This is a genomic window from Amycolatopsis benzoatilytica AK 16/65, assembly GCF_000383915.1.
Lineage (GTDB): Bacteria > Actinomycetota > Actinomycetes > Mycobacteriales > Pseudonocardiaceae > Amycolatopsis > Amycolatopsis benzoatilytica.
On sequence record NZ_KB912942.1, the window covers coordinates 1,006,212 to 1,029,500 of the forward strand.

Here is a 23,289-nt window from a genome sequence, read left to right on the forward strand (position 1 = left end):
CGGGGAAACCGTTGTCAGCTGATGTTCACCAGCGCGGAACCTTTGCCACCGGATCGGAGCAGCGGGCCGTTTCCGATTGACCCGATCGGGAGCGGGAAAATTCCCGGCGGCAATCAGCCGAGCAGCTTCCGGCGGATCCCGGAGGGCGCGGCGCGGAACAGGTTTGCCATGGCGGACGCGGTGCCGGCCAGGTCCGCCCGGCCCGAGGTGTAGGCACGTTGCGCGGGCACTGGGAGCGCGAAGAACAAGTCGAAGAATTGTGCCGACTGGGCAGGTGACATTCCACACAATGCGCGCAGTCCGTGTCGGCGCAAGGCGTGCACGGCACGCGCTTCGGGCGGCCACAATGCCTTCCGGGCGGCTCGTGCGGCGGCTTGCGGGCCCGCGTCGAACGCACCGGCGAGCGCGGCCGCGACGGGCGGCGCGAGCTGCAGCGCGGTGGCGAGGCTGTAGCCGGTGGCCGGGTGCACGAGCCCGCCCGCTGCCCCGAACGGCACCGCCTGGCCGCGTACTGGCAACGGCACGTCGAGCGTGATCCGGACCCGCTCGACCCGGCCCGCGGCGCGGATCCCGGCCGCCGCGAGCCGGGCGTGCAGCCGCTGGGCGAGTTCCGCGATCGGGACGCCGGGCCGGTGCGCGAGCGAGGTCTCCTCGACCAGGACGGTGCCGTCGCCGAGCGGGAGGAGGTAGCGAAAGCTCTGCGTTCCGTCGCGCCAGTCCATGAACACCGCGGTGCCGGCCGCACCCGGTTCGAGCCGTTCCGCCTGCTCGGCGGGCAGCACGAGGCCGTATGCGGTTTGCTCGGTCCGTCCTCGCGGCGCGCCGGAGGCGTTGACGTACACCGCCGCGGCCAGCCGGCGACCGTCGGCGAGGACGGCAGTGGACCCGCGTGGCCCGTGTTCGGCGCTGGCCACCTTCCCGGAAACGACCTGGACCTGCGGTTCGGCGAGCCATTCGCGCAGCCCGGTGTTGTCCAGCACCCAGTAGCCCCGGTCGAGGCGATGCTCGCGGGCGCCGAAAGCTTTGGTCGCCGCCGGGGCCGCCGCGATCGCCCGTTCCGGCAGGTGCGGTACCTCGTCTGCCCACAATCCGTACGTGTTCTGCCACTTACGGTGCGGATCCGGGTCGACGACGGTCACGGACAGTCCTCGTCGCGCGCACGCGCCCGCGAGCGCGCGCCCGGCCGGGCCGCCACCCGCCACCAGCACGTCGGTCATGCCGCGATCCTGCCGTACGGACGGATACCGTGTGACGCATGGACGACACCGATCCGAGGGCGGCGCGCCGGGACCCGGCGAGCATCGTCGGCGGATTCACCGACCTCGCGGCCAGCCCGTTTCGCATCGACCGCGACCGGATCATCGCGTCGCCGTTCTTCGCGCGGCTCGGCGGGGTCACCCAGGTGGTCAGCGCCGGCGGGGCCGGGCTGCTGCACAACCGGCTGACGCACAGCCTCAAGGTCGCGCAGGTCGCGCGCGGGATCGCCGAACGGATCACCGGGGCGAGCGAATCCGCCGAACTGGCCGCGAAACTCGGCGGCTGCGACCCGGACGCCTGCGAGGCGGCGGCGCTGGCGCACGACCTCGGTCATCCGCCGTTCGGGCATCTGGGCGAACAGACCCTGGACCGGATCGCCCGGCACCGGTTCGGCCTGGCGGACGGTTTCGAGGGCAACGCGCAGACGTTCCGGATCCTCACCACGACGGACGTGCGCGGCCCGTCGTCGATCGGGCTGGACCTGACCACGGCAGTCCGCGCCGCGGTGCTGAAGTACCCGTGGGCGCGCCTGCACTATCCGGAGCCGCACCCCACGTCGATGCCGAACCCGCCGCGCGGCGCGGCGGAGCCGGGCGAAGCTCCGGGGACCGGGGCGAGCAAGTTTTGTGCCTATGTCACGGAGTTGGACGACTTCGAGCAGTCCCGTGCGCCGTTCGCCGAGCTGATCGAGCCGTGGCAGCAGACCCTGGAAGCGTCCGTCATGGACACTGCCGACGACATCGCGTACGCGATCCACGATCTGCAGGACTTCCACCGGATCGGCGTCCTGCAGCATGCGCCGGTCGCGGCCGAGCTGGGGGAGTGGCTGGCGCACGCGGTCGACCTGGCGGGCCTGGACGACGCCCAGCTCTCGGCGGAGATCCGCCGACCAGGTCGTTCGCTGGAACGGATGCGGCGGCGCATGCACGCGAAAGACGCCTGGATCGTCGACGACGACGCGTTCGCCGCGGCGGTGGCGCGAGTGCGGCGCGAACTGGTCGAGGGCCTGCTCGCGGACGGTTTCGACGGCTCGACCGAAGCCGAACAGGCGACCGCGGCGTTCTCCGCGAACTGGACCGCACGCCTGGTGGACGGCGTGTTCGTGCTGCCGTCCCCGTCGACCCGGTCCGGGCATGTTTCGCTGCGGCCCGCGCAGTGGCATGAGGTGCAAGTCCTGAAATTCGTCCACCGCCGCTTCGTGCTGCTGCGGCCGGATCTCGCGCTGCACCAGCGGGGGCAGGCCAGCCTGGTGACGACGTTGGTCGACGCGCTGGACGCGTGGCTGCTCGACCGCGACGAAGCTTCCCGTCTGCCGAGGCGTCTGCACGACCTGGTGGAGCTGGCGCATTCCGAATACGCGGCGCTGGCTCGGACCGCGCCGGAGCTGCTGATCGGCGCGACTGGCGAGCGAGTCGAGGGCAAGGACGCGGTGCGCGGCCTGGCCAGGGGCCGGGCGGTGGTGGACTTCGTGGCTTCGCTGACCGACAAGCAGGCGGTCTCGCTGCTGGACGCGTTGTCGGGGCGGTCCAGCCAGCCGTGGTCGGATTCGTTCGTGTTGTGATATTCGGTTGCCTGGCCAGGGGCCGGGCCGCACGGTAGCCGGATGTCACTGGAACTGACGGTCCGGGAAGCCGGAGAAGAGGACTGGCCGCGGATCTGGCCGATCGTCCACGATGTCATCACCGAACAGCAAACGTTTGCCTACGACCCGGAGATGACCTCGGCCGAGGCCGAGCGGTCCTGGCTGGTGCCCGCTCCGGGCCGGACCGTCGTCGCGGTCCGCGGGGACGAGGTGCTCGGCACGGCGAACATGTATGCCAACCGGCCGGGTCCGGGGAACCATGTCGCGTCGGGGAGCCTGATGGTGGCCCGGACGGCGCGAGGCGCCGGGGTGGGGCGGGCGCTGGTTTCCGATCTGATCGCGTGGGCGCGGCGGGCTGGCTTCGCGGCGATCCAGTTCAACGCGGTAGCGGAGACGAACGGCACCGCGATCCGGCTGTACGAGAGTCTGGGGTTCGTGACGCTCGGGGTGGCGCCGGGAGCGTTCCGGCATCCGGTGGCGGGGCGGGTGGGGCTGCGGATCATGTGGCTGGAACTGTGAGCCGGCCGGTCGCCCGGGATGATCCCGGAGCCTGCCGTTCTCGTCACTGGCTGGCCGGGTAACGCCTGGGGCAGAGAAACTCGGCCAGCGACGGCATTGCCGGTGATCGAGCGAATGAGGCCAACGTCGAGTCCAAACTGGACAGCAGGAGGGGCGGCCGGTCGAGATACCGCCGGAACGGCTCGAAGGCTGGTTCGCCCGCTTCGCCGACCGCAACGACGGGGTGCAGGCCACCGTCCGCACTGGCACTGAAGTCCGAGTGACAGCGGGAAACGGCGTCACGGCCACCGCGACCGTGCGGTTTGGGCCGCTCCCGGAACCCGGTGAGTACCCGGGCCTGGCCGTGGAACCGCTGATCGAGCACGCGCTTCGGCCCAGGACGATCGCCCTGCTGCTGGTCCGGCGCACCGCCGCGGGCGGCTGGTCGCAGCAGCGCTTCGCCCGCCGTCGCGCCGGGCAGGCCAGGGCCGCGCTGCACTCGGCCGCCGACGACGGGTGCGAAGTCCTGCTGCCTCGATTGTCCGAAGTGGACGGTGTGTGGTGCTCGGCGGCGACCGCCGGGCACTGGACGAACTCCGCGCCGGCCGGCGGCTGGCGAAGCTGTTCGACCGGGCGGAGCCGCGCCTGCTGGAGATCCGCGAGCCGCGGCACGAGGTGCTGGCCGAAGCGGCGCGGCGGGCGCGAGCGGTGGAAGTCGTGGTCCGGGAGCCGGCCAGCGGGCGTTGAGCTGGTCGTGAGTGAATCCCGACACTGCCGCGAAAACGGTTCGACTCCGACCCGTACACTGGTTCCGTGGTCACCAGGGCCTGGGTCTGGATCCAGAGAGAATAGCCAGCCGGTCCAGCGTCGTATGCGACGCTGCGGCCGCCTCCGCACGTCCTCTGTCCACCCCCGTAACCCGGGAGTTCTCTTGATCACGGCCACTGGCCTTGAGCTGCGCGCCGGTTCGCGCATCCTGCTCGACGGCGCCACCCTCCGCATCCAGTCCGGCGACCGGATCGGCCTCGTCGGCCGCAACGGCGCGGGCAAGACCACCTCGCTGAAGGTCCTCGCGGGCGAGGGCGAACCGCACGCCGGCGACGTCCGGCGCAGCGGCGAACTCGGCTACCTGCCGCAGGACCCGCGCGAAGGCGACTTGTCGGTCACCGCGAAAGACCGCGTGCTGTCCGCGCGCGGTCTCGACACTCTGCTGCGCGACATGGAAAAGGCGCAGACAGCCATGTCCGAGCTCGTCGACGACAAGCTGCGGGACAAGGCGATCAACCGCTACGCGCGGCTCGAAGAGCGGTTCGCCTCGCTCGGCGGGTACGCGGCGGAGAGCGAGGCGGCGCGGATCTGCTCGAACCTCGGCCTCGCCGACCGGGTGCTCGCCCAGACGCTCGGCACGCTGTCCGGCGGTCAGCGCCGCCGCGTCGAGCTGGCGCGCATCCTGTTCGCCGCCGCCGAGGCGGGCGCGGGCGGCAAGTCCGAGACGATCCTGCTGCTCGACGAGCCGACCAACCACCTCGACGCCGACTCGATCACCTGGCTGCGCGGCTTCCTCAAGCAACACGACGGCGGTCTCGTGGTGATCAGCCACGACGTCGAACTGCTCGGCGACGTGGTGAACAAGGTGTGGTTCCTCGACGCGACCCGCGGCGAGATCGACATCTACAACATGAGCTGGCAGCGCTACCTCGACGCGCGCGCCACCGACGAGAAGCGCCGCCGTCGCGAGCGGGCGAACGCCGAAAAGAAGGCGTCCGCGCTGCAGGCGCAGGCCGCGAAGCTGGGCGCGAAGGCGACCAAGGCGGTGGCGGCCAAGAACATGGCCCGCCGCGCCGAGCAGATGCTCGCCTCGCTGGACGAGACGCGCCAGGCGGACAAGGTCGCCCGGATCAAGTTCCCGGACCCGGCCTCGTGCGGGCGCACGCCGCTGACCGCGGACGGACTGTCCAAGTCGTACGGCTCGCTGGAGATCTTCACCGGCGTCGACCTCGCGGTGGACCGCGGCTCGAAGGTCGTCGTGCTCGGATTGAACGGCGCCGGAAAGACGACGTTGCTCCGGTTGCTCGGCGGAATGGAAACCCCGGACACCGGTTCCGTCGTCCCGGGTCACGGATTGCGGTTGGGTTATTACGCACAGGAACACGAAACTCTCGACCATGATGCGTCGGTGTGGGAAAACATCCGCCATCTCGCACCGGACACCGGCGCGCAGGAGCTGCGGAACCTGCTCGGGTCGTTCTTGTTCACCGGCGAACAGCTGGACCAGCCCGCCGGCACGCTGTCCGGCGGTGAGAAGACCCGGCTCGCGCTCGCCGGCCTCGTGTCGAGCGCGGCGAACGTGCTGCTGCTCGACGAGCCGACGAACAACCTGGACCCGGCCAGCCGTGCGCAGGTGCTCGACGCGTTGCGCAGCTTCGCCGGTGCGGTCGTCCTCGTGACGCACGACCCGGGCGCGGTCGAAGCGCTCGAACCGGAACGGGTGATCCTGCTCCCGGACGGCACCGAGGATCACTGGTCGGCTGATTATCTGGAACTCGTGCAGCTGGCCTGACCGAGCGCGCCCGGCCGAGTGCCCTGCGTGCCCGCGAAACACTGGAATGGCCCAATGTGATCGCGGTTTCGATCATTTTCCGGCTGTCGTCTGGCATTCCGGCGCAGAGTGTTCGATCATTGCCCCGGCAGGGGCCGTGAATGGCCCGGAACAACAACTCGGCGGGAAGGCGATCGACGTGGCTGATCTCAAGAAAGGCGCGCGGATCACCGGCAACACGCGTGACAAGCTGGCCGCTGATCTGAAGAAGAAATACGAGAAGGGGTCCAGCATCCGGGCGCTGGCAGAGTCCACCGGACGGTCGTATGGCTTCGTCCACCGGGTTCTGTCCGAGTCCGGGGTCCAGCTGCGGGGGCGCGGCGGGGCCACGCGGGTCAAGAAGAAGTAGCGGAAACAGGGCCGTTGCGCGGGGGGCGCGCGGTCGGTCCGGCAGCCTGGAAGGTCAGTGCGGCGCCAAGGAGTACCAGCGGGTACACCAGATAGCCGTACCGGGTCGCCGGAGTAAGCAGGATCAACGCGCCGAGTCCGACGGCAGTCCGCACGAGTGCGGCGGCGCCAGTCGCGGGGGGCCGGCGCGCCAGCCAGACCAGCATCGCCACGGCCGCGAGGCCTACCAGCACCAGGGAAATCGCGGTGCCGGCCGGACCGGTCTGCGCGATCAAATGCCCGGGCAGCGGGCTCGCCGCGGGGGAGCGCACCGAGCCCATGCCCAACGGGAACCGGATCACGTGCTCGACGAACGCGCCCGGGTTGGCCAGGTACACCGGAAGATGCAGCACGACCGTAGTCGCGACCAGCGCGAGCGCGAACCGTCCCGCCACCGCCCACGGTTTTCCGTCGCGGGCGCGGCAGTAGACGAGGACCGCCAGCACCGCGGCCGCCGGAGCCACGATGAGTTTCGCGCTGATCACCAGTGCCAGCACCAGTCCCGCCCAGCCGGCTCGCCCGGTCGCGGCGAGTGCGAAAGCCAGCACCAGCAGACCCACGATCGCCAGGTCCGGCCCGGCGACCGCCCAGGTCAGCGCGGTGAGCGGGCAGGCGATCGCGAGTTGCGCGGCGAACACCGGAATCCGCGGCCGGTTCAGCAACCGCCAGGACGCGTAGGCGCAGATCACCGCAGCCAGCGCGAACATCCAGCGCGCGTCGGTCAGTGCGTCGAGGACGGGAGTGCCGCCGAACAACGCTCGCGGCAACCCGAAGACCGTCATCACCGGGCCGTACGGCGTGTAGTCGTTCACTTCCGGCGCGCGGTGGAGAAGCGTGAGATCGACGTACGGGGTTCCGTGCTGGAGCAACAGGCCCGCGCTGCGCTCGATCACCCACACCTCGGGCTGTGCGGCCCAGGAGAACGGCGTGATGAGCCAGTCGGTTCCGGTCAGCCGGCGAACCACGAGCATCAGCAACGGCGCGCACATCGCAATAAGGACGACCGATCCGATGCCGATCCAGCGCGAGCGGAATTTGCCGTCAGTTTGCTTTCCGCGCCGAGTGGAAATAAGCAGCCAGGCACTGTGCGCGGCCGCCAATCCGTAACCGGCTACCGCGAAATTGCCCCAGATCCGGTAGCCGTAGAACTCCGAACCGAGCGCGGTGGCGAGTGCGAAGACGAAACAGCCGAGATAGAACGCGAGGTCCCAGGCGAGTGCGCGCGTACGATGGGCGCCCTCGACCCGCGCAGGCGTCATCAGCAGTTGCACCTGCGGTCCCTCCCCGGTTCGCCGACCCCGAACGGCCAGGCTACCGAGCGCGGCCGTGCTGCTTCCGACCGCCTGGGCCCCGTCGTGCCGGGGCCGCCCGGCGCGTCGGTGAAGGGCCCCTTGCCGGACTCGGATTCCGCCCGGAGGCCCTTCGCGGACCTGGGCCGGTGCGGCGCCTGGACGGTCGGGAAGAATGCCAGCCGACCCGGTGTTGTGCAGGTCATCTCCGGAGAAAAGTTCAACTAATCTAGAGGTTCACGAGCTGGGGGACACTCCATGGACAACACTTGGGCGCTGCTGGGCTCCGCGATGCGGGCCGCCGACGCGCCGAAGGCGCTGACCCGCGGCACGGTCCGCCGGGTCGCGCGCTTCGCCAAGCCGCATTGGGTGCGGCTGCTGCTCTTCCTGGTGCTCACCGTGATCTCCGCGGTGCTCGCGGTGACAACGCCGGTGCTGGCGGGCAAGGTGGTCGACGCGATCGTCGGCGGGCATCAGCTGAACGTGGTGATCTGGCTGTCGGTGGTGATCGCCGGGCTGGCGATTCTGGACGCCGGTCTCGGCCTCGCCGAGCGGTGGCAGTCCGCGAGGATCGGCGAGGGGATCATCCTTGACCTTCGGGTCGCGGTGTTCGAGCACGTGCAGAAGCTGCCGATCGCGTTCTTCACCCGCACCCGGACCGGCGCGCTGGTCAGCCGGCTCAACAACGACGTGATCGGCGCGCAGCGCACCTTCACCGCTACTTTGTCCGGTTTGGTCACCAACGTGATCCAGCTGGTGCTTTCGCTGGTCGTCATGGTGTCGCTGTCCTGGCAGGTGACGCTGGTCGCGCTGGTCCTGCTGCCGATCTTCGTGCTGCCCGCGCGCCGGCTCGGCCGCCGGATGGCCGGGCTGCAGCGCGAGGCCGCTCAGCTCAACGCCGGCATGACCACGCAGATGACCGAACGGTTCTCCGCCCCAGGCGCGACGCTGGTCAAGCTGTTCGGCCGGCCGGGTCAGGAAGTGGCCGACTTCGGCCTGCGGGCCGGGCGGGTGCGCGACATCGGCGTGCGCACCGCGATGCTGACCCGCTGGTTCATGACCAGCCTCACGCTGGTGTCCGCGCTGGCGCAGGCTCTCGTCTACGGACTTGGCGGCTACCTGGCGCTCACCGGCAAGCTCGCGCCGGGCACCGTGGTGGCGCTGGCGCTGCTGCTGACCAGGCTGTACACGCCGCTGACCGCGCTCGCGAACGTGCGGGTGGACGTGATGACCGCGCTGGTGTCGTTCGAGCGGGTCTTCGAGGTGCTCGACCTGGAGCCGATGATCAAGGAGCCGGCCGAGCCGAAGAAGCTGCCCGAGGGCGGGGTCTCCGTCGAGTTCTCCGACGTCCGGTTCGGCTACCCGGCGGCGGACCGGTTCTCGCTCGCGTCGCTGGAGGACGTGGCCACTTTGGACACCCGGGGCGGCGACGAGGTGCTGCACGGCGTCAGCTTCCGAGCCGAAGCGGGTCAGATGGTCGCGCTGGTCGGCTCGTCCGGGGCGGGCAAATCGACGATCGCTTCGCTGCTGCCGCGGCTCTACGACGTGGACAGCGGCGCGGTTCGGCTGTCCGGTGTCGAGGTCAAGGACCTGAGTTTCGCGTCGCTGCGGGAGACGGTCGGCGTGGTGACCCAGGACGGGCACCTGTTCCACGACACCATCCGCGCCAACCTCGGCTACGCCCGCCCGGGCGTGACCGACGAGGAGATCTGGGCCGCGCTCGAACAGGCCCGGCTGGCCGATCTGGTGCATTCGCTGCCGGACGGCCTGGACACTACGGTCGGCGAGCGCGGCTACCGGCTTTCCGGCGGCGAACGGCAGCGGCTGACCATCGCCCGGTTGCTGCTCGCACAGCCGAAGGTGGTGGTGCTGGACGAGGCGACCGCGCACCTCGACTCGGAATCCGAGGCCGCCGTCGGCGAAGCGCTGACCGGAGCGCTGGAGGGCCGGACGTCGCTGGTGATCGCACACCGGTTGTCGACGGTGCGCGCGGCGGACTTGATCTTGGTGGTGGAGCACGGCGAGATCGTCGAACGCGGCACGCATGACGAGCTGCTGGCGCGCGACGGACGGTACGCCGAGCTGTACCACACGCAGTTCGCCGAAGAGAGCGCCGCGGCCTGAAGTGCCCGCCCGGCGGCGGATCGTCCGGCAACGGCTGTCGTTCCGTGAAGGGCCCCTTGCGGGAATCCAAGTCCCTCAAGGGGCCCCTTCACGGAATGTAAGTCCCTCAAGGGGCCCCTCACGGACTGCATGTCCGGCAAGGGGCCCTTCACGGACTTCCGAACCGTCGGCGAAGGCGCACGAGGCGCGGTCGAGGAGGATCAGCGCAGGGCGGGCACCCGCGGTTCGTACTTCGCCAGCAGCGCCGCGTTCGCCGCGTCGCCGCCCTCCACATTGGAGCTTCGCCACAGCGGAACGTCGAGTCCCTCGGCGGTGCCGCGGTCATAGACCTCGGTCAGGACCAGGTTCCACAGGAACGCATTGACCACAGTGGACAGCGGCGCGGTGCGCGGCGCGGCCGCCGGGTGGCTGGCGTCGCCCGGGATCACCAGCGAGTCCAGCACCACGGTGCCTTCCTCGACCAGGTTCGTCGCCGACCGCTTCGGCGCAGCGGCCACGCACGCGCGCGAAGTCACCGCGATGACCGCGGCGCCGCGGCGGCGGGCGCCGGCGGCCAGCTCGACCGGATACGGGTTCACGCCCGAAGTGGAGAACACGACCAGGACGTCGTCCGGTCCCGGCGCGCGTTCGGCCAGCACCTCCTCGGCCAGCCCGGAGCGGCGTTCGGTGCGCGTGCTGTGCTGCGCACCGTGCAGCGGCAGCAGTTCCGGGTGGTAGAGCGGGTACACGCAGGAGAGCCCGCCCGCGCGGTAGAACGTCTCGGCGACCGCGGCGAGCGAGTGCCCGGCGCCAGCGGTGAAGACCAGCGCGTCGGCCCGGATCACCCCCAGCAGCAGGTCGGCGGCGGCGGACACTTCCTTGGCGTTGGCCTCCGCGGCCGCTACGAGATGGTCCGAAGTGCTCTTCACGAGATTCGTGGCGCTCACCACACCTGCCTTTCCTCGCGGGTCCGGTCGCCGAATCTATCGCGTGGCCACGCTTCGTGGTGGATTACCGTGGAGTTGACCGGAAAGAGGGTGCCGATGAGCGGGAAGCGGCGAGCCGGGACCGCCGACCCGGCGGTGCGGAGGTGGCCGGCGCAGGGCGAGACCCGCGCGGTCGCGCTGGTGCTGCACGGCGGGGCCGAACGGAGCACCGCGGCCGTGCACCCGTGGCGGCTGGCCTACCAGCGGATGGTGCCGTTCGCTCGCGCGCTGCATCGGGCCGGTCATCCGCACGGCCTGGAGGTGCGGCTGCTGCGCAACCGGGTGTACGGCTGGAACGAGCGGCTGGAAAGCCCTCTCCAGGACAGTCGCTGGGCGCTGGCGCGCATCCGCGCCGAACATCCGGGCCTGCCGATCGTGCTGGCCGGGCATTCCATGGGCGGCCGGGTCGGGCTGCGGGTCGCGGACGATCCGGCGGTGACCGGAGTCTGTGCGATGGCGCCGTGGACCCCGCCCGGCGAGCCGGTGGAGCCGGTGGCCGGCAAGGCGGTGCTGATCGTGCACGGGGACCGCGACCGGATGGTGTCGGCGGCCGAGTCCTATGCCTTCGCCGTGCGCGCTCGAGAGGTCACCGACCGCGTCGCGCGGTTCGAGATCGCCGGCGAAGGGCATTCGATGATCCGCCGGCCCGCGGTGTGGACCAGGCTGCTGTGCTCGTTCGCGCTGGACCAGCTCGGCGTGCCGGACGAGGCGCTGCGCGAAGCCTGGGCCCGGTCGGCGGACGAAGCGTTGCGCATCCCAGGCTGACCTGCACGGAGAGCGGAATCCCGAGCGCTTCCCCGGCGCCTGAGGAATACGATGGGAAAGGGCCGGTAAGGCCCGTCCGGAGGGAGTGTCTTGTCCACGTCAAGAGTCGATCCGACGGTGGTCTCGCAGCCGGTGCCCGACGAAGCCCGGTGGCCTGGTCTCGCGACGCCTCCGCATTCGCCGCTGCGGGCGCGCGCGGCCGAAGCTTTGTTCCGGCACGCGGTGAAAACGCTCGCCGTGCGCGTGACTTTCCCGGACGGGACGGTCCTGGGCGCCGGCGGCCCGAGCGCGCCCGAGATGCGCGTCCATCGGCCGGCCGCGGAGGCGAACACCATCGAGGGTTCCCGGTCGAACATCCACCGGCACTACGACCTGTCGAACGACCTGTTCAGCGCCTTCCTCGACGAGTCGATGATGTACTCGTCCGCACTGTTCGGCCCTGGCGACACGCTCACCCAGGCGCAGCACCGCAAACTGGACAGTGTCCTGGACTACGCCGGAGTGCGCGAGGGCAGCGAAGTGCTGGAGATCGGCACCGGCTGGGGCGAGCTGTCCATCCGGGCCGCCTCCCGAGGCGCGAAGGTCACGTCGCTGACCATCTCGCAAGAGCAGAAGGTGCTGGCAGACGCGAGGATCGCCGAGGCTGGGCTGTCCGATCGCATCGAAGTGCGGCTGTGCGACTACCGCGAAGCCACCGGCGAGTACGACTCGGTGGTCAGCGTCGAGATGATCGAGGCGGTCGGCGCTTCGTACTGGCCGACCTTCTTCTCCACCATCGGCAAGCGGCTGCGCCCTGGCGGGCAGTTCGGCCTGCAGGCGATCACCATGGACCACGACCGGATGCTGGCGGCCGCCAAGTCCTACACCTGGATCCACAAGTACATCTTCCCCGGCGGCATCATCCCCTCGGTGCACGCGATCGAGGAGGGAATGCGGGAGAACACGCGGCTGAAGCTGGCCGGGATGCGCGAGTTCGGCCACGACTACGCGCGCACCCTCAAGCTGTGGCGCGACCGGTTCCATCAGCGCTGGGACGACATCCGCGGGTTCGGCTTCGACGACGTGTTCCACCGGATGTGGGAGTTCTACCTCGCCTACTCCGAGGCCGGGTTCCGCTCCGGGTACCTCAAGGTGCACCAGTTCGGGTTCGCCGATCCCCGCTGAGCCCTGTCCGGCCGATCCGGGACAACCCGCGTAGGGTCCCGCACGTCCACAGCAGGAGGGCCGTGCACCACGGTGCGGCCCCGAGCACCACCGGATCGGGGAGATCGAGGCCCATGACGTACGGAGGCGACGACGGCAGGCGGCGGATGCCGCCCCGGCCACCGCAGCCCCCCGCACGCCCGCGGCAGCAGCAGCGGGCGCAGATGATGCCGCTGCCGGGAAGAGGCTCCAGCCCCTACGACGGCCGCACCCGGCCGATGCGCGGCGAAGCGCCGGTACCGCCGCCGCCGGTTCCGCCGAGCTGCGACCTGCCGGAGGAGGACTATCAGCCGCCGCGGCCGCGCCGGAGACGCCGCTGGAGCTTCGGCAAGATCCTGCTGACGCTGCTGATCGTGTTCGTGCTGTTCCTCGGCGCGGTCTGGGCGTACCTGGAATTTTCGATCAACCGGGTGGACGCGATCGGCGACTACTCCGGCCGCCCGGCCGCGGCGTCCGGCACGAACTGGCTCGTCGTCGGGTCGGACAGCCGCCAGGGCATGACGGCGGCCGACGAGGAGCGACTGGCCACCGGCGACACGGGCGACGCGGGCGGGGCGCGCACCGACACCATCATGATCGCGCACATCCCGGACAACTCGACGAAGCCGACGCTGCTGAGCCTGCCGCGCGACTCGCAGGTCAAGATCCCCGGCCACGGCACCAGCAAGATCAACGCCGCGTTCTCGCTCGGCGGGCCGAAACTGCTGGCCCAGACGGTCGAACAGGCCACCGGGCTGCATATCGACCACTACGCGGAGATCGGCTTCGGCGGCTTCGCGAACGTCGTCGACGCGATCGGCGGCGTCGACATGTGCATCGACAAGGACATGAACGACCCGAAGACCGGCATCGACATCAAGGCGGGCTGCCAGAAGCTCGACGGCCGCCTGGCGCTCGGGTTCGTCCGGATGCGCTACAGCGACGCGACGCCGCGCTCGGACCTCGACCGGGTGGCGAACCAGCGCAAGTTCATCGGGGCGCTGGTCAGCCAGATCGCCAGCCCCGGGACGCTGCTGAACCCGTTCGACTTCTTCCCGCTGCTGGGCTCCGCGCCGGCCGCGCTGACCATGGACACCGGCGACCACGTGCACAACCTGGCCGGCCTGGCCATCGCGATGCGCGGGATCTCCTCGGACGGCGTGCTGACCGGAACGGTGCCGGTCACCGACGGGTCGGCCCAGCACTGGGACAAGAACAAGTCCGCGCAGCTGTTCGACGCGCTGAAGAACGACACCGAGGTGCCGCCGGACATCCTGGTGAAGTAACCCCGGTTCGATCCTCCAGCGGCGGCGGGCGGCGCGAAAATCGCGCGCCCGCCGCCGCTTTCGATGTCACGATGAGGCATGGACACTCTCACCGACGGCGTGGTCACTCTCGTTCGCTGGCGTCCGGAACACCGGGACGCGCTCGTGGACACGGTCGTCGGATCCCTGGACCACCTCGCCGCGTGGATGCCGTGGGCGGTCGACGGCTATGACCAGGCCAAGGGCGACGAGTTCTTGGCGCACGTCGCGGAGCAATGGGAAAGCGGCGGCGAGTACAACTACGCGATCTTCACTCCGGACGGCGAACTGGCCGGCAGCTGCGGTTCGATGCGCCGGGATGCCGACGGCCGGGAAATCGGCTACTGGCTGGCGAAAAACCAGACCGGCAACGGGTATGTCACGCGCGCGGCGAGGTTGCTGGTCGAGGCGGCGTGGCAGCTGGGCGCGCCGTACGTGCTGATCAAGCACGACCGGCTGAATGTCCGAAGCGGCGCCGTTCCGGAGCGGCTGGGGTTCGCACGGGCCGGGGAGGCGCCGGGGGCGCAACCGGCACCGGCGGCGTGCGGCGGCGTCGATTACGTATGGCGGCTCGATCGGCCGGAGTGAGGCCGCGAGGTTGACCTGTCGCGAATGCCGCGAGTCCTTCAAGACGTCTCTTGTGGACTAGCCGCTCCGGTGATGGTCCGTGAAGGGAACATTGAGGGACTCAGAGTCCCTCAATGTTCCCTTCACGACACCAGGCGTCCGTCAAGGCTTCCTTCACGGACCGCTTAAGCCAACCCACGTCAGCCGCGCTCGCGCAGCACCTTCAGCGCGACATCGGCGTGTGCCGTGAAGTTCAGCTCGCTCTTGACCACTTCCAGCACTCGCCGGTCCGGCCCGATCACGAACGTCTGCCGTTTCGTGTGCAGCGGAACGAACCGGCGCCACACACCGAACTGCTTCGCCACCACGCCGTCCACATCGGACAGCAGCGGGTAGTCGAAGCTGTGCTTCGCGGAGAATTCGCGCTGCTTGCTCACCGCGTCCGGGCTGATCCCGACGCGCTGCGCGCCGACCGCAGCGAATTCCGCGGCCAGGTCCCGGAAGTGGCAGCTTTCCGCGGTGCAGCCGCTGGTCATCGCGGCCGGGTAGAAGAACAGCACGACCGGGCCGTCGGCCAGGAAATCGGACAGTCTGCGCTCGACGCCCTGATCGTCGGCGAGCGAGAAGTCGGGGGCGAGGTCGCCGATCTGCATCGCGGGGTCCTTCCGGGTGGGCGGACCCCCATCATGCCTGGCGGACCGGTCAGCTCGCGTGCCGGGCGATCATCTCGTCGACTTCGTCGCCGCTGGCGGACTCGGCGACGAACGAACCGCGCCCGGCGAGGACTCCCTGCTGGCGCAGGCGTTCCGCGTGGCGGGCGTCGCGCACGCCTTCCGCGCCGATGCGCAGCTGCAGCTCCTTCGCCCGCGTGACGAGCTGCGACAGATGCCGCACGTCGGTTTCGGCCGGTTCCTCGGCGGCGAGCGCGTCCACCACCGCACCGCTGAGGATGACGTGCTTGACCGGCAGCCGGTACCGCGGGATCAGCTCCAGATCGGACGAACCGGAGATGGTCAGCACGAGCTGTGCGCCGAGGTCGGCGAGCACGCTGAACGAATCGCGCACGTCGCCGTCGTCGTTGAAGATCGCCGAGCGGTCGGTGCACAGCCGCAGTGCACGGGCGGGCAGGCCGTGCAGGCCGTGCAGGTCGAGCTGGTCTTTGACGAGCCGCACCAGGTCCTCGTCGGCGGCCAGCCGTTCGGGCAGCCGGATGCAGACGTCCGGCGCGGCGCCGCCGTACTGCTCGCGCCAGCGCGCGGTCGCGCCGAGCGATTCCTGCAGCAGCCACTTGCCGAGCGGAATGGTCATCCCGGTCGTCTGGGCAAGCGGGTAGAACTCCTCCGGTCCGAGTTCGCCGCGCTCCGGGTGGTGCCAGAGCAGCCCGGCGTTCACCGCGGCGATCTCTTCCTGCTTCGAGAGCTTGACGGTCGGCTGGTAGACCAGCGAGAACTCGCCGTTCTCCAGCGCGCCGGCGATCACCGCACCGAGCTGGTAGCGGTCTCGGTTGCGGGCGTCCCGCCGCGGGTCGTACAGCATCCACTGCGCCTTGCCGACCTCTTTGGCGCGGTGCAGCGCCAGTTCGGCCGCCCGCAGCAGTTCGCCGGGGCTGCTCTCGTTCGCCGGGCGGACGACGATCCCGATGCTGGCGCTGACGCCGATGCCGTGTTCGCCCACGTAGACCGGTTCGCTGAGGTCTTCGAGCACCCGGTCGGCCAGCGTCACCGTCTTCTGCGTGTTGAGGTCCGGCCCGCGCAGCAGCACCGCGAACCCGTCGCCGGACAGCCGGGCGACGTAGCCGTCGTGCTGACCGGCGAACACCGCCTGCAGCTTGCCCGAGATCGCCTTCAGCACCAGGTCGGCCATGCCGGTGCCAAGCCCGTCGTTGATCACCTTGAAGCCGTCGATGTCCAGGTACAGCAAGGCGATCTGCTCGGACCCGCCCGCGCCGAGCACGGCTTCGAGCCGGGCGGTGAACGCGGCGCTGTTGGGCAGGCCGGTGAGCGGGTCGTGCAGGTTCTGGTGCAGCAGCCGTTCGCCGAGCAGGTGCAGGTCGTCGGCGTCGGCCGCCATCAGCACCGGGTAGTAGACGTCCGGCTGGTCGCCGGGCAGCGAGGCGAGCGTGACGTTCGTGGCCAGGCCGCCGTCTCGGCTGTGGCCGAGCTGCAGGCCGCGGATGATCCGGCGGGCGTCCGCGGTGAGCGGCAGTCCGTCGAGGGCGTCGCGCAGCCGCTGTGCCTCCTGCGGACCGGCGGCCAGCGCGTCGATGTGCTTGCCGCGCAACGCGTCGGTGGACGTGCCGAGCAGTTTCGCCAGTGCGGCGTTCGCCTCGACGACGAAGCCGGAAACGTCGGCCAGCGCGATGCCGATCGGCGCGGCGGCGAAGAGCGCGGTGAACCGCCGCACCGCCCCGGCGTCCGCGGGGCGCGCGGTGACCTCGCTGGCGAAGGCGAGCAGGAGCCGCTCCACCTGGGCGGGCGGGAGCGTTACTCCGTTGGTGTCAGTCAGCGCCGTCGCGTACTTGCGCGCGACGTCGACCAACCCTGGCGCGGCACCAGGCTCCGGCACACTCCACCTCTTCTTATGCGAACTAAGACCAGCTCAGGCCCGGTGCCAGGATCCGAGGACCCACACTAGGTACGAGTTGGCCGCAAGTCATGCCACGGCATCACGGACGAAACAGGGTGTCTACCGGCTGAACGAGTGATGGGTACTACACAACTGGTGACATCAAGTCACCTTGAGTACACGAAGGTGGCCTGTCCGATTCTGCGTCTCCAGTTGCGGAACACCCGTCCCGCGCGGCGGCCGTCAACGATAGGACAGCCGGGCCGGGAGGCCGTCGGCGGGCACCGGAAGCGAGACATAATCCCACTTCGCGACGTAGTCGTCGGGAACTGACCAGCGGTGCGCCAGCAGCATCTCGTGCAGGAGCGCTTTTACTTCCAGGCCGCCGAACTGGAGCCCGATGCACTTGTGCGCGCCGCCGCCGAAGGGCATCCAGGCGAACCGGTGCGACTTGTCCTCGTGGCGGTCCGGGCCGAACCGCTCGGGGTCGAAGCGCAGCGGGTCGGTCCAGTGTTCGGGGGAGAAGTGGTTGAGCGTCGGCCAGAGCGCGACCAGCGTGTCGGCGGGCAGGTAGTGGCCGAGGACTTCAGTGTCCTTTGTGGTCTTGCGAGCCATCGACGGCACCGGCGCGCGCAGCCGGAGCGACTCTTTCATGACCAGGTCGAGCGTTTCGAGGCTTTCCAGCGCGTCGAGGTCCGGGAGATCGCCGCCGAGCGCCAGCGACTCGGCGCGGGCGCGGTCCTGCCATTCCGGGTATTTCGCGAGGTAGTAAGCCATCGCGCTGGCGGTGATGGTGGTCGTGTCGTGCGCGGCCATCATGAGGAAGATCATGTGGTTGACGATGTCGACGTCGCTGAACCGGTCGCCGTCCTCGGATTCCGCGTGGCAGAGCGCGGAGAACAGGTCGTCGCCGTCGCTGTCGCGCTTCGCCGCCAGGTTCTCGCCGAAATAGCGCTCCAGGGTCCGCCTGCCGCGCAAACCCGCGGCCCAGCGACCGCCGGGCACCGGATACCGGAGCACCGCGGTACCGGCGCGCACCGCGCTCACGAAGGCGTGGTTGATCCGCTCGGCGTCGGCCGCGGAACGCATGCCCATGAACACCTGCGTCGCGACGTCCAGCGTCAGCTGCTTGAACGCCCAGTACAGCTGCGGCTGCCCGGACGGCAGATTCGCCACGCCCTCGCGCAGCGCCGGGCCCATCTGCCCGACGTACCCGCGCAGCCGGTCGCGGGTGAACGCCTGCTGCATGATCCGGCGGTGCAGGTGGTGCTCGCCGAAGTCGAGCAGCATCAGGCCGCGTTCGAAGAACCGCTCGATGAAGAACTTCCAGCCCTCCTGGGAGAAGGCTTTGTCCTTGTTGACGAGCGCGACCTGGGTGGCTTCCGGCCCGGCCAGGGTGACCACCCTCTGGCCGAAAACGCCCATCCAGGAGACCGGCCCGTAGCGCGCGTACCGGCGGATGCTGAACTCGGGGCCGAACCGCATTCCGTCGAGGGTGTGCCCGATCAGCGGCGGACCGTCGTCGCCCTGGATCGGCTGGAGGCCGCTGCCGGGCGGGGGAGCGGCCAGGTCGCGGGCCGGCCAGGTCGCGCCGAGCCAGCGCTCGTCCACCGCGCGCGGGAGCGGGACGGCGGTGATCGGGGGGAGCTGGCGGCGGAGGCTTTCGGCGGCGCGGGTGACGGTGTCGCTGCCGGCTTGGGCGATCCGGCCGATCGCGGTGCCACGGCTGGGCGCAGTCCCACGGCTGGGCGCGGTGCCGCCGCTGGGCACGGACGCCCCGGCTAGGTCGGTCATGGCGGCCACCTCCCGGTCCGGGTGTCGGTCGCCCTCCACGGTCCGCTCTTGTTGACGCCGCGACAATACCCTCGGCCGCGCCGATCGGGTGATCCTCGGCCGGAATGCGGCAAAGCCGCCCCTGAGGAGTCCCTCGGGGGCGGCCTCGCCGCAGCGGTGCGGAACCAGCGGTGCGGGATCAGTCCCAGTCGAGCGCGCCGCCGGACTGGTACTCGATGACGCGGGTTTCGAAGAAGTTCTTCTCCTTCTTCAGGTCCATCGCCTCCGACATCCACGGGAACGGGTTCTCGTTCTCGCCGAAGATCGGCGCCAGGCCGATCTGCTGCGCGCGCCGGTCGGTGATGAAGTGCATGTACTGCTCGCACAGGTCGGCCGACAGCCCGAGCATGCCGCGCGGCATGGTGTCGCGCGCGTACTTGACCTCGAGCTCGCACGCGTCCTGCAGCATCCCGCGCACCTCCGCCTGGAACTCTTCGGTCCACAGGTGCGGGTTCTCGATCTTGATCTGGTTGATGCAGTCGATGCCGAAGTTCAGGTGGATCGACTCGTCGCGCAGGATGTACTGGTACTGCTCGGCGATGCCGACCATCTTGTTCCGCCTGCCGAGCGACAGGATCTGCGCGAAGCCGGTGTAGAACCACATGCCCTCGAAGATCACGTAGAACGCCACCAGGTCGCGCAGGAACGCCTGGTCGGCTTCCGGGGTGCCGGTTTCGAATTCCGGGTTCTCCAGGTTCTGCGTGTACTTCAGCGCCCACGCGTCCTTGTCCGAAATGGACGGAACCTCGCGGTACATGTTGAACAGCTCGCCCTCGACCAGGCCGAGGCTTTCGCAGATGTACTGGAAGGTGTGCGTGTGCACGGCCTCCTCGAACGCCTGGCGCAGCAGGTACTGGCGGCACTCCGGGTTGGTGATCTGCCGGTACACCGCGAGCACGATGTTGTTGGCCACCAAGGACTCCGCCGTGGCGAAGAAGCCGAGGTTGCGCTTGAGCATCTGCCGCTCGTCCTCGGTCAGGCCGTCCGGCGATTTCCACAGCGCGATGTCGGCCTGCATCGCGACCTCGGTCGGCATCCAGTGGTTGTTGCACGCCGCGAGGTACTTGTCCCAGGCCCACCGGTACTTCATCGGCAGCAGCTGGTTGACGTCGGCGCGCGCGTTGATCATGCGCTTGTCGTCGACGTTGATCCGGGCCGCGCCGACCTCGATCGCGCCGAGACCGGTCGCGTCCGTCGTTTCCACGTTCGTCATTCGAGTCACCTTGGCTTCGGGGGCCGTGAAGGACTCCTTGAGGGAATCTAAGTCCCTCAAGGAGTCCTTCACGGCACGTCAGGGATTACTGGCAGGCTTCGCAGTCGGGGTCGTCGATCCGGCAGGCGGCGCCCTCGGTCGCGACGAAGTCGACGTCGGTCTTCGGCATCTCCTTCGGCTCCGCCGGCACGGCCGCGGCAGGCGACGGCGCGGGGGAGGCGGCCGGGGCCGGAGTGGCCGCCGGAGCGGGGGCAGCCGGAGCCGGGGCGGCCGAGACGGCGTTCAGCTTGCCGTCGGTGCCGCGCAGGGTGCTCTTCTCCACGTGCGTCGCGGACTGCGCCCGCAGGTAGTACGTGGTCTTGAGGCCCTTGTGCCAGGCGTAGCGGTACAGCTCGTCGAGCTTGCGGCCGCTCGGCGCCGCGATGTACAGGTTCAGCGACTGCGCCTGGTCGATCCACTTCTGCCGGACCGAACCGGCGTCCACGATCCACTTCGACTCGATCTCGAACGCGGTCGCGTACAGCGCCTTCAGATCGTCCGGCACCCGGTCGATCTGGCCGAGGCTGCCGTCGAAGTACTTCAGGTCGCTGACCATGACCTCGTCCCACAGGCCGCGCGCCTTGAGGCTCTTGACCAGGTGCGGGTTGACCACCGTGAAGTCGCCGGACATGTTCGACTTGACGTACAGGTTCTGGAACAGCGGCTCGATCGACTGGCCGACGCCGGAGATGTTGGAGATCGTCGCGGTCGGCGCGATCGCCATCACGTTGGAGTTGCGCATGCCGACCGTCTTGACCCGCTCGCGCAGCGGCGCCCAGTCCAGCGTGGTGGAGGTGTCGACGTCGAGCGCGTCTCCCTGGCGGGCGTCGATCAGCAGCTGCATCGAGTCGATCGGCAGGATGCCCTTGCTCCACAAGGAACCCTCGAACGACTGGTACTGGCCGCGCTCCTGGGCGAGATCGGTGGAAGCCGAGATCGCGTAGTAGGAGAGGTGCTCCATCGAGACGTCAGCGAACTTGACCGCTTCGGCCGAGGCGAACGGCACGCCGATCTCGAACAGCGCGTCCTGGAAGCCCATGATGCCCAGGCCGACCGGACGGTGGCGCAGGTTGGAGCGGCGCGCCTCCGGGATCGTGTAGAAGTTGATGTCGATCACGTTGTCGAGCATCCGGACCGCGGTGCGCACGGTCTTCTCGAGCCGCTTCGTGTCCAGGCCCTCGGGGGTGACGTGCTTGAGCAGGTTCACCGAGCCGAGGTTGCAGACCGCGACCTCTTCGGTGTTCGTGTTCAGCGTGATCTCGGTGCACAGGTTGGACGAGTGCACGACGCCGACGTGCTGCTGCGGCGAGCGCAGGTTGCACGGGTCCTTGAAGGTGATCCACGGGTGCCCGGTCTCGAACAGCATGGTCAGCATGCGCCGCCACAGCTCGACCGCGCGGACCTTGCGGAACACCTTGATCTCGCCGCGCGCGGCGGCCGCCTCGTACTCACGGTAGCGCTGCGCGAACGCGTTGCCGTAGAGGTCGTGCAGGTCCGGTGTCTCGTTCGGCGAGAACAGCGTCCACTCGGCGTTCGCCTCGACGCGGCGCAGGAACTCGTCCGGCACCCAGTTCGCGGTGTTCATGTCGTGCGTGCGCCGGCGGTCGTCGCCGGTGTTCTTGCGCAGGTCGAGGAATTCCTCGATGTCGACGTGCCAGGTCTCCAGGTACGCGCAGGCCGCGCCCTTGCGCTTGCCGCCCTGGTTGACCGCGACCGCGGTGTCGTTGGCGATCTTCAGGAACGGCACGACGCCCTGGGACTGGCCGTTGGTGCCCTTGATGTGCGCGCCGAGGCCGCGGACCGGCGTCCAGTCGTTGCCGAGGCCGCCCGAGTACTTCGCCAGCAGCGCGTTGTTCTTGTACGCCTGGAAAATCGAGTCCAGGTCGTCGTCCACCGTGGTGAGGAAGCAGGACGACAGCTGGGCGCGGTTGGTCCCGCTGTTGAACAGCGTCGGAGTGGACGCCATGAAGTGGAACGTCGAGAGCAGTTCGTAGAACTCGATGGCGCGGGCTTCGCGGTTGTCCTCGCGGATCGCCAGGCCCATCGCGACGCGCATGAAGAACGCCTGCGGCAGCTCGAACCGGACGCCGTTGTGGTGCTGGAAGTACCGGTCGTACAGGGTCTGCAGGCCGAGGAAGCCGAAGTCGAGGTCGCGCTCCGGGCGGATCGCGGCAGTGATCTTGTCCAGGTCGAACGAGGTCAGCTCGGCATCGACCAGTTCGAGCTCGACCGCACGGCGCAGGTAGGCGCGGAAGTACGGGGAGTACTCGGCGGCCATTTCGTCCTGGCTGGCCTGGCGCGGCGCGCCGGCGAGGTAGCTCAGCGCCTCGCCGCGCAGCTTGTCCAGCAGCAGCCGCGCGGACACGTACGAGTAGTTCGGTTCCTGCTCGACCAGCACGCGCGCGGCCATGATCTGCGCGAGCGCCAGCTCGTCGGCGCTGATGCCGTCGTAGAGGTTGCGCTTGGCTTCGGCCAGTACCGGCTCGGCGGCGACGTCTTCGAGCCCGGCGACGGCCTCGCCGACGACGTGCGCGACGCGGGCCCAGTCGAGCGGACGCAGGGAGCCGTCGGCGCCCTTGACGTTCAGCGAAACCTCGGACGCGGACGGCGCGGCGGCTTCGCGGGCCTTCGAGCGCTCTTCGCGGTAAAGCACGTAGGCGCGGGCGACCTTGTGGTGCTCGCCGCGCATCAGAGCCAGCTCGACCTGGTCCTGGATCTGCTCGATGTGCAGCGCGGTCTCCGGGCTGGAGTGGCGCAGCAGCGCCGCCTCGACCTGTCCGGTCAGTTCGGCGACGACGTGGTGGACGCGGGAGGACGCGGCGGCGTCGCCGCCCTCGACCGCGAGGAAGGCCTTGGTCAGCGCCACCGAGATCTTGCCGGCGTCGAACGGCGAAACGTTGCCGTCCCGCCGGATGACGCGGACCGCACTCGGGGCCCCCTCTGCCGCCGACGGCGGCCGCTGACCGGTTTCCACTGACATGCGTTCACTCCAGTGTCTTCGAAAATGGGCGCGTTCGAGCCGCACACGACCGGTCAAGGCCGTGCGCTGCAGGTACTTCGAACCAGCCCGGCCGCCCTCTTCAAGCGGTCTCCCCGTCGCTGGGGGCTGCCGGTTCCCAG

Annotated in this window: 18 protein-coding genes and 1 pseudogene; 11 read left to right on the top strand and 8 right to left on the bottom strand. The window is 69.7% G+C overall.

All coding sequences use genetic code 11. The features are described from left to right. Positions 1-113: 113 nt before the first annotated feature. Positions 114-1,217 carry a lycopene cyclase family protein gene (locus AMYBE_RS0104715; protein ID WP_020658189.1) on the bottom strand — a complete coding sequence of 368 codons (1,104 nt, stop codon included), beginning with the start codon at positions 1,215-1,217 and terminating at the stop codon, positions 114-116. Between the two features lie 38 nt (positions 1,218-1,255). On the opposite strand from AMYBE_RS0104715, the gene AMYBE_RS0104720 reads away from it, so the two are divergent. From AMYBE_RS0104720 to AMYBE_RS0104740, 6 genes and pseudogenes are all read left to right on the top strand, one after another. Beyond that, on the top strand, positions 1,256-2,818 hold the full coding sequence (locus AMYBE_RS0104720; protein ID WP_020658190.1) for a deoxyguanosinetriphosphate triphosphohydrolase family protein: 1,563 nt from the start codon (positions 1,256-1,258) through the stop codon (positions 2,816-2,818). 42 nt (positions 2,819-2,860) lie between these two features. Further along, positions 2,861-3,358 (top strand): GNAT family N-acetyltransferase, encoded by a 498-nt coding sequence (locus AMYBE_RS0104725; protein ID WP_020658191.1) that lies wholly within the window; start codon positions 2,861-2,863, stop codon positions 3,356-3,358. 343 nt (positions 3,359-3,701) lie between these two features. After that, positions 3,702-3,785: pseudogene (locus AMYBE_RS46585) on the top strand (hypothetical protein); the annotation flags it as partial. A 68-nt stretch (positions 3,786-3,853) separates the two neighbouring features. Then, positions 3,854-4,084: a Vms1/Ankzf1 family peptidyl-tRNA hydrolase gene (locus AMYBE_RS46015; RefSeq protein ID WP_281172135.1), complete on the top strand. Its 231-nt coding sequence runs from the start codon at positions 3,854-3,856 to the stop codon at positions 4,082-4,084. Between the two features lie 184 nt (positions 4,085-4,268). Further along, on the top strand, positions 4,269-5,897 hold the full coding sequence (locus AMYBE_RS0104735) for an ABC-F family ATP-binding cassette domain-containing protein (protein WP_020658193.1): 1,629 nt from the start codon (positions 4,269-4,271) through the stop codon (positions 5,895-5,897). 178 nt (positions 5,898-6,075) lie between these two features. Next, positions 6,076-6,285: a helix-turn-helix domain-containing protein gene (locus AMYBE_RS0104740; protein WP_003071237.1), complete on the top strand. Its 210-nt coding sequence runs from the start codon at positions 6,076-6,078 to the stop codon at positions 6,283-6,285. Here the strand turns inward: AMYBE_RS0104740 and AMYBE_RS0104745 are convergent. Continuing rightward, the gene (locus AMYBE_RS0104745; protein ID WP_245573153.1) at positions 6,272-7,582 is read right to left on the bottom strand and encodes a glycosyltransferase 87 family protein; all 1,311 of its coding nucleotides are present in this window, start codon (positions 7,580-7,582) and stop codon (positions 6,272-6,274) included. The genes AMYBE_RS0104740 and AMYBE_RS0104745 overlap by 14 nt on opposite strands. Before the next feature lie 288 nt (positions 7,583-7,870). Between AMYBE_RS0104745 and AMYBE_RS0104750 the strand changes: the two genes are divergently transcribed. Next, positions 7,871-9,736 (top strand): ABC transporter ATP-binding protein, encoded by a 1,866-nt coding sequence (locus tag AMYBE_RS0104750; protein ID WP_020658196.1) that lies wholly within the window; start codon positions 7,871-7,873, stop codon positions 9,734-9,736. 200 nt (positions 9,737-9,936) lie between these two features. Here the strand turns inward: AMYBE_RS0104750 and AMYBE_RS0104755 are convergent, their stop codons facing one another. Continuing rightward, a complete protein-coding gene (locus AMYBE_RS0104755) occupies positions 9,937-10,665 on the bottom strand; it encodes a sugar isomerase domain-containing protein (protein ID WP_020658197.1) in 729 nt (242 codons plus the stop codon). Positions 10,666-10,758: 93 nt separating this feature from the next. On the opposite strand from AMYBE_RS0104755, the gene AMYBE_RS0104760 reads away from it, so the two are divergent. From AMYBE_RS0104760 to AMYBE_RS0104775, 4 genes are all read left to right on the top strand, one after another. Further along, the gene (locus tag AMYBE_RS0104760) at positions 10,759-11,466 is read left to right on the top strand and encodes an alpha/beta hydrolase (protein WP_020658198.1); all 708 of its coding nucleotides are present in this window, start codon (positions 10,759-10,761) and stop codon (positions 11,464-11,466) included. A gap of 90 nt (positions 11,467-11,556) precedes the next feature. Continuing rightward, positions 11,557-12,630, top strand: a complete 1,074-nt coding sequence (locus AMYBE_RS0104765; protein ID WP_027927378.1) for an SAM-dependent methyltransferase — start codon at positions 11,557-11,559, stop codon at positions 12,628-12,630. A gap of 113 nt (positions 12,631-12,743) precedes the next feature. Continuing rightward, positions 12,744-13,934, top strand: coding sequence for an LCP family protein (locus AMYBE_RS0104770; RefSeq protein WP_020658200.1), 1,191 nt, complete (start codon positions 12,744-12,746; stop codon positions 13,932-13,934). 78 nt (positions 13,935-14,012) lie between these two features. Beyond that, the gene (locus AMYBE_RS0104775; protein ID WP_020658201.1) at positions 14,013-14,540 is read left to right on the top strand and encodes a GNAT family N-acetyltransferase; all 528 of its coding nucleotides are present in this window, start codon (positions 14,013-14,015) and stop codon (positions 14,538-14,540) included. Between the two features lie 179 nt (positions 14,541-14,719). On the opposite strand, the gene AMYBE_RS0104780 is transcribed toward AMYBE_RS0104775, so the two are convergent. From AMYBE_RS0104780 to AMYBE_RS0104800, 5 genes are all read right to left on the bottom strand, one after another. Continuing rightward, positions 14,720-15,172 (bottom strand): peroxiredoxin, encoded by a 453-nt coding sequence (locus AMYBE_RS0104780; RefSeq protein ID WP_020658202.1) that lies wholly within the window; start codon positions 15,170-15,172, stop codon positions 14,720-14,722. Positions 15,173-15,221: 49 nt separating this feature from the next. After that, on the bottom strand, positions 15,222-17,084 hold the full coding sequence (locus AMYBE_RS0104785; RefSeq protein ID WP_245573155.1) for a diguanylate cyclase domain-containing protein: 1,863 nt from the start codon (positions 17,082-17,084) through the stop codon (positions 15,222-15,224). A gap of 243 nt (positions 17,085-17,327) precedes the next feature. After that, positions 17,328-18,878: a cytochrome P450 gene (locus tag AMYBE_RS0104790; protein ID WP_084470348.1), complete on the bottom strand. Its 1,551-nt coding sequence runs from the start codon at positions 18,876-18,878 to the stop codon at positions 17,328-17,330. 178 nt (positions 18,879-19,056) lie between these two features. After that, the gene (locus AMYBE_RS0104795) at positions 19,057-20,130 is read right to left on the bottom strand and encodes a ribonucleotide-diphosphate reductase subunit beta (protein ID WP_020658205.1); all 1,074 of its coding nucleotides are present in this window, start codon (positions 20,128-20,130) and stop codon (positions 19,057-19,059) included. Positions 20,131-20,215: 85 nt separating this feature from the next. After that, positions 20,216-23,149, bottom strand: a complete 2,934-nt coding sequence (locus AMYBE_RS0104800; RefSeq protein ID WP_020658206.1) for a ribonucleoside-diphosphate reductase subunit alpha — start codon at positions 23,147-23,149, stop codon at positions 20,216-20,218. Positions 23,150-23,289: the final 140 nt, after the last annotated feature.